Source organism: Antarcticibacterium arcticum (assembly GCF_007993795.1).
Lineage (GTDB): Bacteria > Bacteroidota > Bacteroidia > Flavobacteriales > Flavobacteriaceae > Gillisia > Gillisia arctica.
This window is the reverse complement of sequence record NZ_CP042476.1, coordinates 2749528-2766973: the sequence shown is the minus strand read 5'-3', so window position 1 is coordinate 2766973 and position 17446 is coordinate 2749528. Positions and strand designations below refer to the sequence as shown.

The window sequence follows — 17446 nt, the reverse complement described above, 5'->3', positions numbered from 1 at the left end:
TAAAATAATTTAAAGGACTTCAAGAACCTTTTGCACCACCCTTTCCGGCGGAATGCTACGCATAACATCTTCATATCCCTTTGGCACCACATTCCCATATATAGAAGTAGGAACGGAAGGGTATTTTTCAAGATCCGGGAGCAAATTATTTTCATCAGGCTGGCCAAATGCCGCAAAACCTGCATAAGGATGGGTAACTCCCCACAGCGTGATAACAGAAATTCCATATAAAGCTGCCAGGTGAGCATTGCCGCTATCCATGGAAAGCATTACATCTAGATTGGAAATCAAATCGAGTTCTTCCTCAAAACTTAGTTTCCCGGCAATGGAGGTAACATTTTCATAACTTCCTGCCAGTGAATCCAATTTTTCGATCTCTGCTGCTCCCCCACCAAACAAAAATATTTTTAAATTTTGTTGTGCATCAAGCCGGTCTATCACCTCTTCCATGAGATCCATAGGATACACTTTGGAATTATGCTGGGCAAAAGGAGCTATCCCCACCCATTTTTTTTGGTCGCTGCCGGTTATCTTCAAGATGCTGGGAGAAAGTTTTTGTTTGTTGTGAAAGGTGACTTTGCTAAGATCTACAGGATAACCCAGTTGGGCAAAAACATCGGCATAACGTTGGAAGGTAGGCTTCAGTTGTGTAAATACCTTATTTTTCTCAGCAGTAAGCGCTTTTTTCTCAGCCCTGCCTTTATCAATTTGCTTTACCGGGATCCCGAATAAATAAAAAATAGATCTTAGGACATTTGTCCTTAATACATCATGCACATCTGCAACGGCGGATACTTCGAGTTCCCTCATTTCACTGGCCAGGCGGCATAATCCCCTGATACCGCTGTGCAAGCCTTTAAGATCGGCATTGTAAACCCAAACGTTAGGAATATTCCTGAAAATAGGAGCAAAAAAACCCCGGGTGAGAACTGTTATTTTTAAGGAAGGATAGGATGCAGTAACAGCCTGCAACACCGGCGCCAAAATGGCAACATCTCCCATCGCCGAAAAACGAATCACAAGAATATGTTCCCCCTCCTTCCGGGTTATCTCCCGCCTGGAGGAAGAGATCTTTTCCGGTTTGGAGGGTGGTGAGGCCATAGTCTTATTTTTTACGAAGCACGGGGTTTAGTTCATCATCATTGTACATCTTCATTTGCCTGTACACTTTCATATATTTATCGCCATTCTCAATATCTTCAAGAAGTTGATCTATGGCTTTTGAAAGGTCTGTCCGTTGTTCCAAAAGAACATTCAGCTTTTCATTGCACTTGGATCTGTGATCCTGGGATGCATCTTCACGGGTAGCCTCTTCATTCATATGAAAGATCTTTAATGCAAGAATTGAAAGGCGGTCTACTCCCCAGGCCGGACTTTCAGTATTGATGGTAGCATTATCCCGTGGGGTTACTTCCCTGTATTTATCAAGGAAATAACTGTCTATATATTCAACAGTATCTGTTCGATCCTGGTTGGAAGCATCAATTTGTCTTTTTAGTGTTAAAGCGGCAACAGGATCTATATTCGGGTCGCGAATAATATCTTCATAATGCCACTGAACAGTATCTATCCAGCATTTTCTGAATAGCAAATGCTCCAATAGCTCATTATCTCTATCGTAGGGATTGGTAAAGGATTGATCTACAGTATTTACTTCATGATATTTTTCAATTACTTCCTGAAATATTCTGTTTGCTTTATCTGAGAACATATTATATTTTTTCTAAAATGTGTAAATATTCGGTTGTTGCGGCAGCGCTATGATTCCGGTTTTTATCATTATCGGCCTTGAATCTCTGGTAATTTGTGGTTTCAAGATCATATTTGCCATAGCGTTCCATTATTTGCCTAATTCCGGCAGCGGGCATAATGCCTTCATTATTGTAACTTAAAAAAATGTAGCGAAAATTTGCATTTTTCAACAGTCTTTCAAAAGATGCTTTCACCTCTCCCGTCCTGCAATAATCTGAGCGGTAATAGTCTCTCAAACCTGTTTTCCCCCGCGGCACAAAGGTATCATATTTCGCAATAGTATTCAACAAATGATAATTCGCGCCGTACTGCCGGGCATTGTATGGAGGGTCCAGATACAAAATATCGCCTTCAATTTCCTTAACCAGTTCATTGGCGTCCCTATTATAAACCTGATGTTCTTCTTCGGAAATTTCAAAGATTGCCGGGCTTATATTAAGTTTTTTTGAGGCTGAAGTCTTTATTTTTTTGAGATAGGCACCATAGACCGAGGCGGTATTAGCTACTTTATCTGCACTCTCAATTAGGGAGGCCAGCAAAAAGTAGTAAAGGTCTTCTTTAATTTCTGCAGAATCTTTCCACTTCTCTATCTGTATTCTCGCGGCATCTGTTTTCATCCCGTTTTCTTCAGAAAAATATAATCTGCCTGCCTTTCCTCCTTCAGAATAATTTTCAAAAACAAAACCTTTTATTCCAGTAAGCGCATTCAATTTTTCAAGCCACGGTTCAAAATCCAGCGATTTGGAATTCCCAATATAATTTTGAAGCAAGACAAAACTGTAAAATTCCACATCATTTGCGATAACGGTTTTTACTGAAGATTTAAAGTTCCTTCCCACACTTCCCGTACCCGCAAAAAGGTCACAGAAAATCCTATCTTTCAAATCTCCCGGCACAACCTTGGCTACATTGGACTTAATGAATTCTGAAAGCTTGTGTTTGGATCCGATATAATTCATTTAACTGCCCATATTATATCAGAAAAAGTAATTTCTCCCTGTTGTAATTCCAATTCAATAAGATTTTTGGATTGAAAACCCCGCACATAATTTTTCACAAGCTCTGCCAGCCAAGTGAGCTCGGCTTTCAACTTCCAGTGTTCCCCGTTCTTTGCATAAACTATAAGAAAAAGCCTGTTTTCCAGGTGTTTTCTTTGCTGGCTACTTTGATTTTCATATAACCACTTTATCAATTCCTCAGGTTTGGATTGGGCAGTTATTAATCCGGGTTTAAAATTTGCCGGAAAGACGCTTGTCTTTAGATCAAACCCAATTCCATTTATATAAAAATCAATAAGCCTGTTTTTTTCATTGTGAGCGGCAACAACCCCTGGGTGATCTGAAAATATTTTTTCCAGCGCCATAGCGCTCATAAAATTATACCAGCGGTTGCTGCAATAATTTAGAAATTCCTGCCTGTTGATTTTTTTTGAGATAGAAACTTCTTCCACTTTTTCAAGCAGGACCTCCCATTTTTTTATTTCATAAATAAACCCGGAAAGTTTATCCCACTCGTCCTGTTGTTTTCTGCCCCATATATAAGGAATTTCCCAGCGCTTTTTAAGCTCAGCTTCGCACATAATTAGATCAATATCCCTCAAAAGAAAACAGGAATTAGAATTGGCATAAGAATAAGCCCTATGAGCAGTATTTCCTTGAAAGTCCTTTCGGTTTTGCTTTCAAAGTAGTTGGAAGCGATAATTGCCAGTGGAACAAAAAAGAATAACAATTCGCTTCCGTTTTTAACCGGAGAGAACAAAGCAACCCCCACCGCAACCAGAAGTGTAAGGAGAACTAAAATATAGGTAGGCCTGGAATTAATGTTGGCCTTTTGGAGTATCCCGAAATAAAAAAAAACGGTCCAAACGGCAACTGCCAATATAATACTTAAGGGTATTAATAGTTGAGGGTCCTGGTAAAGTTCAAAGTTAAAACTGCTTTCCTGGAACCAGGTAGAAAAAGTATAAAACTGGTCATAAAAAATAATATTGAAGCCCGTAACTAGGGCACTTACTGCAAGGATCGCCACCGGCGGTATAAGCCAGTTCTTAAAATAATGGGAGGTGTGTAACAGGATTCCACTGTAAATAACAATCAAAAAAAGAACAGACCAGAAATAAAAAAGAGAGGCGATACATATCCAGAAAGTAGCATCAAAGATCTTTTTTTGCACATCTTTTTGAGATTTCAGGCTTATAATTCTTCTTAGGGCAAGTAAGACACAAAGGTTTGAAACTAGAACCGCATCATTTCTGAGAATTGCAAGGAAGGAAACCGAAAAAATGGCAAAGACAACAATCTTATAAGCGCTTCTTTTGGTAAGATCATTCTTTTTGGCAATAAAATCCAGTACCGGAACACTTAGAATATAACAGATAAAAACTCCCGCTTTTGCCGATATAATGGGAAAAGAGAAGGAAGAAATAATGACCTGGAAATTTGCAAGTATATAAAACACTGCCATAAAAAGAACGACAGCTATAAAATTAATAGGTTTTGATTTGCCAAAAAAGCTTGTTAGCATTGCCGTTTTTTATATTTTTGTGCTATAATATAACAAAGTTATACAATGAAAGATTTTTTTGAAGGAATTGCCTGGCTTTTTGAAGAAATATTATTTCTTCCATTCAACATGCTTAGAGAGCTGGAATTGTCCTCATGGTTCCTGGCTAATATATTAAACTGGATCTTTGTGATTATTGCATTTGCTGCATTTATATTCTGGATGTTACAGCTTAAAAAATTCAATGAGAACGATGAGGAGAACCGTGATCCTACGGCTCATTCTTTCCTAGGTTAAATCAAATCCAAGATCTTTTCTATAATACATCTTATCAAAATGAAGTTTATCTACATTTTGATAAGATTTTTTTAATGCCTCTTTGTAATCATTTCCAAAGGATGTTACGGCAAGAACCCTTCCTCCGCTAGTCACGGTTTTACTGTCCTTTACGCCGGTTCCGGCGTGAAAAACAAGGGAACCTTCCACCTGGTTGATTCCTGTGATCTCCTTTCCTTTCTCATATTCCTCAGGATATCCTCCTGAAACCAACATTACAGTCACTGCCGTTTTTGCTTCAATCTCTACATCTACCTCATCCAGTCTTTGCTGAGCGGTTTTTTGAAGTAAAACCACAAGATCAGATTTTATTCGCGGCAAAACCACCTCTGTCTCGGGGTCGCCCATTCTCACATTGTATTCAATTACAAAAGGATCATCTCCTACTTTCATGAGGCCAATAAACACAAATCCTTTATAATCTATGTCTTCTCTCTTTAATCCGTCAATGGTTGGTTTTATTATGCGTTCCTCCACCTTGTGCATAAACTCTGCATCTGCAAAAGGTACAGGAGAAATGGCTCCCATTCCACCGGTATTAAGGCCTGTATCTCCTTCTCCTATTCGTTTATAGTCTTTTGCGGTGGGTAAAACTTTGTAATTCTTCCCATCTGTAAGAACAAACACACTTAGTTCAATACCCGATAGAAATTCTTCTATCACGACTTTGGCGCCTGCCTCCCCAAATTTACTTTGTGTAAGCATGTTCTCCAGTTCTGTTTGCGCTTCGTCCAGATCTTCCAGGATCAAAACACCTTTCCCCCCGGCAAGACCATCGGCCTTTAAAACGTATGGAGGGGTAAGTGTTTTTAAAAATTCCTTTCCGGCGTCAAGGCTTTTCCCCGTGAAGCTTTGATAAGCTGCCGTAGGGATCTTATGAGTAAACATAAATTCTTTCGCCCTTTGTTTACTTCCCTCAAGCAGGGCTCCCCTTTTTGACGGCCCAATTACCAACACATCCTTTAAACGGGCATCTTGGGTAAAAAAGTCGGTGATTCCCTCTACCAGTGGGTCCTCCGGTCCTACTACCAGCATTTGAATATTTTCTTTCAGAACAAAATCCCTGATGGCTTCAAAATTGGTTACCTTCAAATCAATATTTTGGGCAATTTGGGCTGTGCCTGCATTTCCGGGAGCTACAAAGAGCTTTGAACAATGTTCACTTTCCAAAATCTTATAAGCAAAAGCATGTTCTCTGCCTCCGGCACCCAGGATTAAAATATTCATAGGAAGTTATTTTTAAGTTCTTGCGCCAAAAATAATTGTTTGTAAATTGAGGCACTAATATATTCCGATAAAAATAAAGCTTATTTCCCCTTGAACTGGTTTAAGATCTCCCTTCAACTTAATAAATTTCCCATAAACCGGGCTCAAAAACTCCTGCGGGAAATTCAAAAACTCCCCGAGGAAGGCTACCGTGAATATCTGGAAAAACAGCGCAAAGAGATCGTAGAATATCATCTCATCCATAATCCTTTTTATCAAAAGTTCTTCGGGAATAAATATTTTAACAGCTGGGAGGAAGTCCCAGTAATGCAGAAATCTGACCTGCAACGACCTTTAAAGGAACGCCTGAGCAACTCATTTTCCAAATCCAACTCTTATGTGGGTAAAACTTCAGGTTCAAGCGGGCATCCCTTTATTTTTGCAAAAGACAGATTTTGCCACGCCCTAACCTGGGCTGAATTTATTGACCGCTATCACTGGATAGACATTAACTTAAACCAATCTCTTCAGGCCAGGTTTTACGGGATCCCTCTGGATTTCTACGGAAATATGACCGAGCGGTTTAAGGACAGGGTAAGCCTGCGCAGAAGATTTAATGTATTTGACCTTAGCGAGAAAAAAATGCTGGAATTTTTGGAAAGGTTCCGCAAATCTAAGTTTGACTACGTAAACGGCTATACCAGTGCTATAGTTCTTTTTGCCAAGTACCTGGAAAAGCATCAATTCATCCTGAAAGAAATATGCCCCAGTTTAAAAGTTTGTATTGTCACTTCTGAAAAACTTTTTGACAATGACAGGACCCTTATCGAAAGATCCTTTGGAGTTCCTGTAGTGAACGAATATGGAGCCAGTGAGGTAGGACTTATCTCTTTTGAAAATTCCAGTAAGGAATGGATCGTTAATTCCGAAGGTCTCTTCATTGAGATCCTGGACGAAAATAACAGGGTACTTCCCTTTGGAGAAGAAGGAAGAATTGTGATCACCTCCTTATATAACAAGGCTCATCCAATGATACGTTATGAAATTGGAGATACCGGTACCCTATGCCGTTCAAGTACCTGGAAAAGACCTGTGCTGGAGAATTTAACCGGAAGGACCAATGATGTTGCCCGCCTTGCCAATGGAAAAGTGGTTCCCGGGCTTACGTTTTACTATGTAACAAAATCAATTATTGAAGATGCCGGCAGTATTAAGGAATTTGTAATTATTCAAACTGAACCCGATACCTTTAAGATTGAATATGTAAGTGAAAAAGAATTCACCCTCCTGCAACATCAAAAAATTCTTGCGGCTATAGAAACATTTGTTGGCAAGGATCTTAAAGTGAATTTTGAGCGTATGGATGTGTTGGTAAGAAATAAAAGCGGGAAACTAAAGCAGTTTACTTCCCTTATCTAAAAGCTTTACCTGTTTTCTTTTTATTATAAAATGCTCCCATAGGAACCTGCCCATAAAAAAACAGCTCTTAAGGAAACCAAAATTTAAAAAATTCCGGTAGATCCTGTAGTTATAAGCTATGAGGGCTGTTTTATTTTTAGACAAAGACTCTTTTCTCACACGGTAAACAGCCAGGGGCCTTGAAATTGCCCTGGTCTCTCCCTTATTTTTAAGGATTGTAAGCCATAAAGCCCAATCCTGACGTTTTCTTATCTCAGGAGCAAACACTTTACCAATTTTTGCAACATCGTAGATACCAGTGAGATTTCCAACGTAATTGGATTTCAATAGTTTCCTGTAGGTTAGAACCTCCGGTGCCTGCACTATAGCAAAGGGCTGTTCCTCATTTTCCTTTAGAAGATAATAGCTGGAAAAGCTCATCTCCAGATCGTTCTGCTGCATAAATCCGATCTGGGTTTCCAATTTATAAGGCAGCCATTGATCATCTGAATCCAGAAAGGCGATGAATGAACCTTTTGCCTTTTCAATACCCAAATTGCGGGCAACCCCCGGGCCTTTATTGCTGAGGTTTTTTATTAAATGGATCCTGTCCTCTTTGGCTGAAAAAGAATTTACAACCTCAACGGTATCATCTGTAGACACATCATCTATAATAATTAATTCCCAGTGAGCCCAGGTTTGCTTAATGACAGAATCTATAGCCTCCGCAATAAAATTTGACGTATTATACGCCGGCATGATCACAGAAACCAGGGGCGTATTCATCATAATAGCTTTTTAGCGCTTAATATGCTTTGCAAAGTCCTTATGTTCACTTTTAAAAAGTTCTTCTTCTGTAAGGCCCTTAAAATAATCATAGGTGATCCTCATTCCTTCTTCCCTTGAAACTTTTGGTTCCCATCCTAAAATATTCCGGGCTCTCGTGATATCGGGTTGACGTTGCAGGGGATCATCGGCCGGCAAGGGTTTGTAAATTATTTTCTGGCTGGTATTGGTAAGTTTAATGATCTCCTCTGCAAAATCCCTGATGGTAATCTCTTCAGGATTACCAATATTCACAGGATCGCTGTAATTGCTAAGCAGCAGGCGGTAAATTCCTTCTATTTGATCATCTACATAGCAGAAAGAACGGGTTTGAGATCCATCACCAAATACGGTGAGGTCTTCCCCTCTCAACGCCTGGCCAATAAACGCGGGAATTACCCTTCCGTCATTTAACCTCATCCTTGGCCCATAGGTATTAAAGATCCTCGCAATGCGGGTCTCCAGTCCATGAAAGCGGTGGTACGCCATAGTCATAGATTCCTGAAATCGTTTGGCTTCATCATATACCCCACGCGGCCCTATAGTATTAACGTTCCCGTAATAATCTTCAGATTGCGGATGAACCAGCGGGTCGCCATAAACTTCAGAAGTAGAAGCTATAAGTATTCGCGCATTTTTTTCTTTGGCAAGCCCCAGTAAATGCCATATACCCAGGGAGCCGACTTTCAAGGTTTGAATTGGGATCTTTAAATAATCAATAGGGCTTGCCGGGGAGGCAAAATGAAGTATATAATCAAGCTCTCCTGCAACATGAACAAATCTTGTAACATCATAATGAAAAAATTCAAAGCTTTCCTCCTTCAAAAGATGATCAATATTTTTCATGTCTCCGGTTATAAGGTTATCCATACCAATAACCCTGTAACCTTCACTTACAAATTTGTCACATAAATGTGAGCCCAAAAATCCTGCAGCGCCTGTTATTAATATTCTTTTCCCCATTCAATTTTATTTATTCCTGTAATTTTTTTTTAACCTAGTTTGGCAAAGCTTCTTTACAGTATAATTCCTTAACCCCTTCTTCCCATGCGGGTATCTGGTGGTGGAATGTATTAATTAATTTAGATTTATCGAGCACACTATAAACAGGCCTGGAAGCTATGGTTTTATAAGAATTGTCTTCTTTTAATTTCCCCTTGTCCTGGCAAGCAATATCAAGGATCTCCTTTGCAAAACCATACCAGGTTGTCTCCCCTGTATTACTAAAATGATAAAGGCCATAACTGGAATTTCCCTCTTCGATTAATTTCACTATAAATCTTGCAAGGTGGTGGGCATTGGTGGGGGTTCCGGTTTGAGAAGTTGTAATATTCAACTCCTCCCCATTTGCTGCCTTCCTTAGAACTGTTTTATAGAAATTGTGCCCGTATTGCGAATACAACCAGGAAGTCCTGAAAATAAAATACCTGTTAGCGTGCTCTTTTATATAATTTTCTCCCGCCAGTTTTGAGGCTCCATACACATTTATGGGATCTGTAAGGTCTGTTTCCAAATAAGGCATTTGAGCCCTTCCGTTAAAAACATAATCTGTAGAAATATGGAATAAAACAGTGTTGTTGCGCTTACAAATATCGGCCAGGCTTCTAAGTGCTTCTGCATTTATAGAAAATGCTGTTTCCTTGTCGGTTTCGGCTTTTTCAACATTTGTGTAAGCCGAACAGTTTATACAATAATCTATTCTCTTACTGTTAAAACACTGCTGAAGGTCATAGCTGGAAGTTATATCAACCTCACTGGAACTCATGAAAAGCCAGTCTATTTGATTATCTGCCGAAGTTATTTCCTGTATACATAAGCCCAATTGGCCGGATGCTCCTAATACTAAAACGGTTTTCATGGAAACAATGTTCTTAGGGTTGGTAAATGTTTATCCTTTTCAGATAATATAAAGTCCTCATGCGGTATCCCCCAGTCTATGGCAAGATCCGGATCCTTATAGAGAATACCCGATTCTGCCCCCGGAGAATAATACCGGTCACATTTATATGAAAAAACTGATATTTCAGACAGGGTTAAAAAACCGTGTGCAAATCCCTGCGGAATAAATAACTGGTGATGATTTATATCATTCAGTAAAATACTGAAAGATGATTTAAAGGTAGGGGAATCAGGTCTTAAATCCACTACCACATCTAAAACTTCTCCATAGATCACCCGTACCAGTTTAGCCTGAGCATGGTCCCCTCCCTGGAAATGCAGGCCACGTAGAACTCCCCGGGTAGAAACCGACTGGTTATCCTGAACAAAATCAATATCAAGCCCTGTACCCTCTTTAAATTTATTTTTACGGTAGCTTTCCAGGAAGACTCCCCGGCGATCTCTAAACACATCTGGTGAGATATAGAAGCAATCTTTTAAGGGGGTAGAGTGAAATTTCATGGAATTAAGAGTTGAAAATTTGTTCAAGTATCTTTTCGGTTATAAGATAAGTGGGTTTTACCCCGGCTGTTCCCAATCCTCCGGAGGCAAGAGTGCTACCTGTAACCAATGGATTATCTGATGCATAATAGGCATACCTCACCTGTACATCTTCCCTTATATTTCCACGTAGGCGGGACGCAGCCTGAATAGCTTTTTGATAATGCGCTCCCTCCATTTCCAAACCAACCACATTCCAGGTAGATTCCTGAAAGAATTTCAAAATATCCTTGTTTTGTAAAGAAGTTCCTAAAACCGAGATCATTGTACCATCTACCACTTTTATTCCATGCCCGGTAAGATCTTCTTTTGTGAGTTGGTTAATAAATGGGTAATTATCGGCAGTGCCCTCAAATAAGTGGGCAGACGGGATCATTATGTCCCCTTTTCCTCCATCCAGGATCCCCGCTTTCCCCATTATGGAAATGGAAACTACGTTAAGATGAATTATATTTTCTTCAAAAGTATAAGGTTTAAGCAGCTCATCCATAGTTTCATATGCCTGTTCCCCAAATGCATAATCCATTACAATGATAACCGGTTTATCATCCTCCTTAACATCCTTAAATTTTGAATTTCCAAAGCCGTTTTTCAATTGGGCGGTGTCAAAAACCTGAACATCAATATTAGTACCGCTGGTATCTTCAATAAATTTCATCCCGCTATCCAGTGCGGCTTTCATGATCTTATTGCGCAACTGTCCATTCCCTTTGTCACTGAGTTCTTCATAGATCTCCATTGAGGTCTTTCCCTTAAGCTCGGTTTTTAATGCCAGGGGAGTAAAAAGGGTGTTCATTACACTGTGCATATTGGCACTTATTATGTGAATGGGACGGTGCATTAAATTATTTTCAAGTAAATATTGCTTAACCCCATCGGCCCAAATTTCCCCATGAATATGGTGCCCAAGCCTTTCCCGTAATACAGGGCTAAAAGTTACTATCCGCTTATTATTTTCAACGGTTTCTTCCAGGGCAAGTTTCCCCAGCCAGTAAATTATATTTAAAAACCGCTCTTCATTTTCCGGCAACATAAATTTAGGGTACATCAATGTTACCTCCTTGAAGGTTCTGCCAAGAATGTTTGCCGTGTGTGTGAGTGCTATTTCCCGTTCAATCTGGGTAAGTTCTTTTTTCTGAATTGCCGCTTCCAGTTTTAGCCAATCTCGTGAAACTGTCCCGTCTTCATGGATAATTACCCTTCTCATGATCTTATGGGACTCAAGGAATAAAAAAGTAAGATGGGTAAGAATATCATAGATTTCCGACCGGCCCCGGGTGATCTCAATATTCATTTGTTCCTCATCTATGCGGTAACAATTCCTTCTTCTTTTTGGGGGAACAATAGGTTTAAAATGGGAATTTGCATAACCCTCATCGCTGGTCAAATTAATGTATCTGCATTCCTCAATTCCCTTGGGCAACCTGTCTACCACATAAAGTAAGCCCTCCAGTTCCACTTTTTCCTCGGCTATGGAACCATAGATCTCCGGTCTTAAGGTCATTAAGGATTCCCTTAATGTTTCTCCCGAAACTCCCATGGGTTTATAGAACCCGCGGTTAAAGAGATGCCGCATGGTGATATACATTCTTTCAATCGCATTTGTGCTTTCCTGTGCACGGGTCCTTCCCATCAATTTTAAATTCACCATATAATTTTATTGCTTTTTTATTTTCTCCAGCTGCTCAGCGATCTTACGGTCATTAGAGAGCCTTGGTAATTTATTTTGTCCACCCAGCTTTCCTATAGATCTCATATAATCCTGAAACCCATTTGCAGGCATAGTACTTATCTTTAACTTCTGAAGGATCTTCCCTTCTATAAGATCAAAATAATAAGAATTTTGTTCCTGTAAAGTTTTGTCCAGAACATCCCTGAAAACATCCATATTTTCAGGTTCTTTTTCAAATTCAATAAACCATTCGTGGTAAGGCAGTTCATCTCCTTCCGGAGTTATTTGGGGGGCCACTGAAAACTCTGTTATCCTGGCTCCGGTTGAGGATGTTGCCTCTTGCATGGCTTCCTCAACTTCCTTGGCGATCACATGCTCCCCAAATGCCGATATAAAATGCTTTATCCTTCCAGAAACTATCACCCGGTAGGGAGACAGGGAGGTGAATTGTACGGTATCTCCAATATTGTACGCCCACAAGCCCGCGGTGCTGGAAATGATAAGTACATAATTAACTCCGGTCTCTACCTCCCCAATAGTAAGTCTTTTTGGCTTTTCTTCAAAGAATTCGTCAGCTTTTATAAACTCATAGAATATCCCTGAATTAAGTTGGAGTAACATACCCTTTTCATTTTGCTTATCCTGAAAAGCGAAGAATCCTTCAGAGGCAGGAAAAAGTTCGATACTATCTACTTTTCTGCCAATTAGGTTTTCAAATTTTGCGCGGTATGGCTCATAATTTACCCCTCCATAAATGAAGAGGTTAAAATTAGGGAACAGTTCCCCTACCGGTTTTCCGGTCCTGGCCTTTAAATTTTCAAAATACATTTGAACCCAGGATGGGATCCCGCTTATCACGGTCATATTTTCATTCCTGGTTTCTTCAACAATGGCATCCACTTTAGATTCCCAATCCTCAATACAGTTGGTTTCCCAGCTGGGAAGGCGGTTTCTTTGTAAATAGGCCGGTACATAATGAGCCACAATCCCGGAAAGTCTTCCCAATTTTACGCCATTCTTCTCCTCCATTTCAGGGCTACCCTGCAAAAAGATCATTTTGCCATCTACAAACCGGGAATTACCGGTCTCAGCTATATAGCATAAAATTGCATTTCGTGCTGCTTCAATATGGGTAGGCATAGAGTCCCGGGTTAAGGGAATATACTTGGCACCACTTGTTGTACCGGAAGTTTTGGCATAATAAAGAGGTTTTCCCGGCCATAGGATATCTGGCTCGCCGGCCACCATTTTATCCACATAAAACCGCAGCTCTTCATAGTCTCTTACTGGAACTTTTTCCGCGAACTCCTTATGGTTGCTTATATTGAGAAAATCGTGATCTTTCCCAAACTTTGTTGATCTTCCTTTCTTTATGAGCTTCCTGAATACTTTTTCCTGCACTTCTACAGGCCTGCTAGCCCAATTGTCTATTTTTTTCCGGATGTAGCCGGCAAAAATTTTTGCTGCAAAAGATTTTATAGACATAGTTTTATTCGAAATCAATATAATCTGTAGGATTTACGGGATTGCCCTCCAACCAAAGCTCAAAATGAAGGTGGGGTCCGGTACTTAATTCTCCGGTGGAACCGGCTGTTGCGATAACTTCTCCAGATCTTACCTGGTCACCCTGCTCTTTTGTAAGCGAGGCATTATGTTTATATACAGTGGTAAGTCCATAGTCATGTTTTATTATAATCACAAATCCAGTTGCCGCACTCCATTCAGCAAAAATAACCCTGCCGGATGCTGCTGCTTTAATAGGGGTGTTTTTGGCGACTACCACATCTACTGCATAATGCCGCGTTTTAAGATCATAGCGCTCGGTGATGGGTCCTTTGGCAGGGGGAAATAATGAAAAGTCCATGGAGCCTCCGGCTGTTTCCAAAACATTGTATTTATCTTCCTGGGCCACTTCTTCTCTTAACAAGGAATCTGCCCGTGAACGGGTGAGATCAATAAGAGAAGGGTCTATTTGCTGCGCCCTCACAAGAGAATCCCTGTTAAGAATGCCTGCTTCCAGGTCTCCGGTAAGCACTTTTCTTATTGATTCATAGTATTGATTATTTAACAGGATGGTATTTTGCAATGAATCTGTTTTATAAGCGAGATCTGTTGCTTGTTTTTTCAATTGGGCAGGAGAATAACCCGGAATATATTCCCTGAGGCCGGTAAAAGCTATTAAAAATGTTGTTCCTGCTATAAGGAGAATTACACTGGAAGTTACAAGTACAAAAACATTAAGCCGTGTGAGCTTGAAGGAAAGTCTTTCCTCAAATGTATCTTCATTTAAAATTACCAGCCTGTATTTATGCAGTAATTTTTTAGTGAATTTTTTTTTGTTTTTTCTTTCTTTAGCCATAGAATTTCCTGCTATAACAAAGATAGCATAAAGTTAAATTTATACTATTTATTGTCCTCAAACCTTTAATTAAATGTTTTCTTAGTAACTTTGATTTATAAAATAAAAACTATGAACTCACTTATTTTACCATTGATGATTGGAGCGCCTCAAATAATTTTAATAGTTATTGTGGTGCTATTGTTGTTTGGAGGTCGTAAAATCCCTGAATTAATGAGAGGTTTGGGAAGTGGAATTAAAGAATTCAAAGATGCCTCCAAGGATGACTCCGAGGATAAAACCAATATTCCAAAAGAGAATAAATAATTTATAAATACTATAAAAAAGGCCCAATATAAATTGGGCCTTTTTTTATTGGATCTTTACAGATTGTAAAATTGCATCCAGTTCAAACATATTATCGCGTTTGGCGGTTGCAGGGGAAAACGCAAAACCTTCAAGAATAATGTACCTGTTATTGGCTTCATCCCTTACTGCATAATTTATGAATGGCCCAGCCATAAATGCGTTCTTGACTTCCCAGGTTCCCCGGGTCTCATAAGCAAATTTTCCGTCAAGGCTGGAGTTGAATAAATAGGGTGCATAAGCGGCCTCTGTGATCATATGACTTCCTTCCACAGGGCCCGGAATGTGGGCTTTCCCAATAGAATCTCTCATTTTAATTATATTTCCAATAACATTGGTATCGCTATCAATTACATGCATAGGCACTTCATAGATCATAATCTCCATCATACCTCTGGGTATATCCTTTCTAATCCAGAAGAAATCCTCTTCTTCAATGGCATAGCGGTATGCTGAAGGAAATTTAAGGGACACTCCCAGTTGATCCCGTAAGGTTTTATCATCTTTCAGGGATTTTTTTATACGGCGTTGTTTCTCTTTAATTTCGGTAGTTTTAAAAACCTTTACGATTTCTTCTGAATTGGCATCAATTTGCGCAACAATCTCTTCATTATTAAGGCCGGTGATCAATATTCCGCTTTGAGGAAAGGCAAAAGGATCTTTATAAATTTTAAAACTAGCGGGCTTTCCGTTTTCTACCTTTACAAATAACCTGTTTTTCCTAACAAAGCCCGTAAAAGCTTCGGGTGGCATTTGGTTTAGAGAGAACAAGGGTTCTTCCTGAGGCAACCCATCTACCGGTGCGGCCAGGTTACGCCTAAGGGCTTCCCCAATTGAACCTTCCCATTTTTCATTTTCTATTACGATGGAAACATTATTGATATTCCCTGAAGAATCTGTAAGTACCCTGTCATTTTTATTTTCCTCACTATCATTACAACCCATCAAAAGAAAGGCGAAGAGAGCGGTTAAATACACTAAATTCTTCATAGATTATATATATTGCAGATGGCCGCTTATCCTTTTGAAAGCTTCAGGACCATTCCCGGTTTAAGATTTGTACTGGATATTTGATTCCAACTCTTCAAATTCTGTACCGTAATGCCCGGAAATTTTTGTGAAATACTCCAAAGAGAATCGCCGCTTTTAACCGTATAGGATTTAGAGGCAGATGTAGTGCTGTTTTTTGCAGGAGCAGCCTGAGAAAGCGAGACAGTTTTGGCGGAATATATGGTTAAATATTGTCCTACCCGTAAATTATTATCGCTTAGGTTATTCCAGCTTTTTAGGCTATTTATTCCTACACCATACTTTTGGGCAACTTTACCTAAATAATCCCCGCTTTTTACCTTATATCGAATTTTTTCCTCCGCCTCTGCAAAACGTGGGAGTTTCTTTTCCTTTTCGGCAATTTCGGTTTTAGCGAAATTATAGATCTTATCCTCGTTGTTCACAAATAATCCAACGCTGCTGCGCGGCAATCTAAGAGCGTAGGCTTCATCTTCAACATAAGGTATAAGGTCCAGCTTATAACTTGGGTTTAAGAATTGTAGTAACTCTTTTTCAACTCCGGTAACTTCGGTGATTTGATCAAAAGTTAGAGATTGTTTCACGTGGAGGGTATCTGTTTCAAAAAAGGCAACAGAAGGTCTTTCCGGTTGAAAATCATGTTCTTTAGCATACTCAAACAGATAAAGCGTGGCAAGGAAAGCCGGAACATACCCCGCTGTTTCCTTCGGCAAGAACTTTCTAAGATCCCAATAATTGGTAGAGCCGCCACTACGTCGAATGGCTTTTGAAACATTTCCCGGCCCTGAATTATAGGAGGCCAAAACCAGGTCCCAGTCGCCAAAGGTCCTGTATAAACTCGCAAGATATTCGGCGGCAGCTGCAGTAGACATAATAGGATCCATGCGTTCATCTACATAGGAACTAACGTCCAGCCCGTGCATTTTTCCCGTAGCAAACATAAATTGCCATAATCCAGTGGCACCCATATGCGATCTTGCCCGCGGATTAAGTGCAGACTCAACAATAGCAAGGTATTTTATCTCCAGCGGAACATCCAGCCTGTCCAGCTGCTGTTCAAACATTGGAAAATAGTATTCGCTTAACGCCATAAGGCGCTCCATTGATTTTTTATTTCTCTTTAAATAGGATTTTATAACACTTTCCAGGATGGGATTGTACTCAACATCAAAAGGTGTACGGGCATTTAACCTGGCCAGCCTGGCCTTTAACGTATCTGTAGGAAGCTCTTTATAAACCACTTCAGAATAATCCTGATTAAGGATCTCCTTTTGCATATGGTCATAGAGATCTGAGTTTAAAAGTTCTTTTTTCCACACAGAATCAATCACTTTTGCCCTGGGCAGGTCCTGTAGGGAGGAAAGATCTGTCTTTTCTATTTTTGCTGAAATAGGAAGGCGCTTTTTAAAATCGGGGTCAGCTTCTTCCAGCTTTATATCCGCTTCGGTCTTTTTTTCAAATACCTGGACACGGAAATTTGCTTTTTTTGTTTCAGTAGTATTGGTGTTGACTGATTTTTTAGGAGTTTGGGCACCAACTCCCATAAATATTAAAAACAGGAGAAAAGAAACTACTTTCTTCAT

18 protein-coding genes are annotated in these 17446 nt (G+C 39.8%); 3 read left to right on the top strand and 15 right to left on the bottom strand.

Annotation, left to right across the window (positions count from 1 at the left end):
* Positions 1–9 precede the first annotated feature (9 nt).
* The 5 genes from FK178_RS12510 to FK178_RS12490 are packed head-to-tail and all read right to left on the bottom strand — an operon-like array spanning position 10 to position 4275.
* Complete coding sequence (locus FK178_RS12510; RefSeq protein WP_146835699.1) at positions 10–1101, bottom strand: glycosyltransferase family 9 protein; 1092 nt, start codon at positions 1099–1101, stop codon at positions 10–12.
* A 4-nt stretch (positions 1102–1105) separates the two neighbouring features.
* Positions 1106–1711, bottom strand: a complete 606-nt coding sequence (locus FK178_RS12505; RefSeq protein ID WP_146835696.1) for a DUF4254 domain-containing protein — start codon at positions 1709–1711, stop codon at positions 1106–1108.
* A 1-nt stretch (position 1712) separates the two neighbouring features.
* Positions 1713–2711 carry a DNA adenine methylase gene (locus FK178_RS12500; protein WP_146835692.1) on the bottom strand — a complete coding sequence of 333 codons (999 nt, stop codon included), beginning with the start codon at positions 2709–2711 and terminating at the stop codon, positions 1713–1715.
* Positions 2708–3331 (bottom strand): hypothetical protein, encoded by a 624-nt coding sequence (locus tag FK178_RS12495; protein WP_240793836.1) that lies wholly within the window; start codon positions 3329–3331, stop codon positions 2708–2710. Before FK178_RS12495 ends, FK178_RS12500 begins: the two co-directional genes overlap by 4 nt.
* Positions 3332–3348: 17 nt before the next feature.
* On the bottom strand, positions 3349–4275 hold the full coding sequence (locus FK178_RS12490) for a DUF6427 family protein (RefSeq protein ID WP_146835686.1): 927 nt from the start codon (positions 4273–4275) through the stop codon (positions 3349–3351).
* A gap of 45 nt (positions 4276–4320) precedes the next feature.
* On the opposite strand from FK178_RS12490, the gene FK178_RS12485 reads away from it, so the two are divergent.
* Entirely contained in the window at positions 4321–4551 is a 231-nt protein-coding gene (locus FK178_RS12485; RefSeq protein ID WP_146835684.1) for a DUF6341 family protein, read from the top strand.
* Here FK178_RS12485 and purD read toward each other — a convergent pair.
* Positions 4543–5817: a phosphoribosylamine--glycine ligase gene (gene purD / locus FK178_RS12480; RefSeq protein ID WP_146835681.1), complete on the bottom strand. Its 1275-nt coding sequence runs from the start codon at positions 5815–5817 to the stop codon at positions 4543–4545. The two genes, FK178_RS12485 and purD, sit on opposite strands and share 9 nt — an antisense overlap.
* A gap of 90 nt (positions 5818–5907) precedes the next feature.
* Between purD and FK178_RS12475 the strand changes: the two genes are divergently transcribed.
* Positions 5908–7215 carry a phenylacetate--CoA ligase family protein gene (locus FK178_RS12475; protein ID WP_146835678.1) on the top strand — a complete coding sequence of 436 codons (1308 nt, stop codon included), beginning with the start codon at positions 5908–5910 and terminating at the stop codon, positions 7213–7215.
* On the opposite strand, the gene FK178_RS12470 is transcribed toward FK178_RS12475, so the two are convergent.
* From FK178_RS12470 to FK178_RS12440, 7 genes are read right to left on the bottom strand one after another with little or no spacing between them, the layout of a single operon-like run.
* Positions 7189–7983, bottom strand: coding sequence for a glycosyltransferase family 2 protein (locus FK178_RS12470; RefSeq protein ID WP_240793835.1), 795 nt, complete (start codon positions 7981–7983; stop codon positions 7189–7191). The two genes, FK178_RS12475 and FK178_RS12470, sit on opposite strands and share 27 nt — an antisense overlap.
* 9 nt (positions 7984–7992) lie before the next feature.
* Positions 7993–8982: a UDP-glucuronic acid decarboxylase family protein gene (locus FK178_RS12465; RefSeq protein ID WP_146835675.1), complete on the bottom strand. Its 990-nt coding sequence runs from the start codon at positions 8980–8982 to the stop codon at positions 7993–7995.
* Positions 8983–9016: 34 nt separating this feature from the next.
* Positions 9017–9877 (bottom strand): dTDP-4-dehydrorhamnose reductase, encoded by an 861-nt coding sequence (gene rfbD / locus FK178_RS12460; protein ID WP_146835672.1) that lies wholly within the window; start codon positions 9875–9877, stop codon positions 9017–9019.
* Positions 9874–10419 carry a dTDP-4-dehydrorhamnose 3,5-epimerase gene (gene rfbC / locus FK178_RS12455; RefSeq protein ID WP_146835669.1) on the bottom strand — a complete coding sequence of 182 codons (546 nt, stop codon included), beginning with the start codon at positions 10417–10419 and terminating at the stop codon, positions 9874–9876. Before rfbC ends, rfbD begins: the two co-directional genes overlap by 4 nt.
* A gap of 4 nt (positions 10420–10423) precedes the next feature.
* Positions 10424–12109: a DUF6909 family protein gene (locus FK178_RS12450; protein WP_146835666.1), complete on the bottom strand. Its 1686-nt coding sequence runs from the start codon at positions 12107–12109 to the stop codon at positions 10424–10426.
* A 6-nt stretch (positions 12110–12115) separates the two neighbouring features.
* Positions 12116–13615: a GH3 family domain-containing protein gene (locus FK178_RS12445; protein WP_146835663.1), complete on the bottom strand. Its 1500-nt coding sequence runs from the start codon at positions 13613–13615 to the stop codon at positions 12116–12118.
* Positions 13616–13619: 4 nt separating this feature from the next.
* The gene (locus FK178_RS12440) at positions 13620–14489 is read right to left on the bottom strand and encodes a M23 family metallopeptidase (protein ID WP_146835661.1); all 870 of its coding nucleotides are present in this window, start codon (positions 14487–14489) and stop codon (positions 13620–13622) included.
* Positions 14490–14600: 111 nt separating this feature from the next.
* On the opposite strand from FK178_RS12440, the gene tatA reads away from it, so the two are divergent.
* Positions 14601–14795: a twin-arginine translocase TatA/TatE family subunit gene (tatA, locus tag FK178_RS12435; RefSeq protein WP_146835658.1), complete on the top strand. Its 195-nt coding sequence runs from the start codon at positions 14601–14603 to the stop codon at positions 14793–14795.
* Positions 14796–14840: 45 nt separating this feature from the next.
* Here tatA and FK178_RS12430 read toward each other — a convergent pair whose 3' ends face one another.
* The gene (locus tag FK178_RS12430; protein WP_146835655.1) at positions 14841–15824 is read right to left on the bottom strand and encodes a DUF4837 family protein; all 984 of its coding nucleotides are present in this window, start codon (positions 15822–15824) and stop codon (positions 14841–14843) included.
* A 26-nt stretch (positions 15825–15850) separates the two neighbouring features.
* Positions 15851–17446 carry a LysM peptidoglycan-binding domain-containing protein gene (locus FK178_RS12425; protein ID WP_146835653.1) on the bottom strand — a complete coding sequence of 532 codons (1596 nt, stop codon included), beginning with the start codon at positions 17444–17446 and terminating at the stop codon, positions 15851–15853.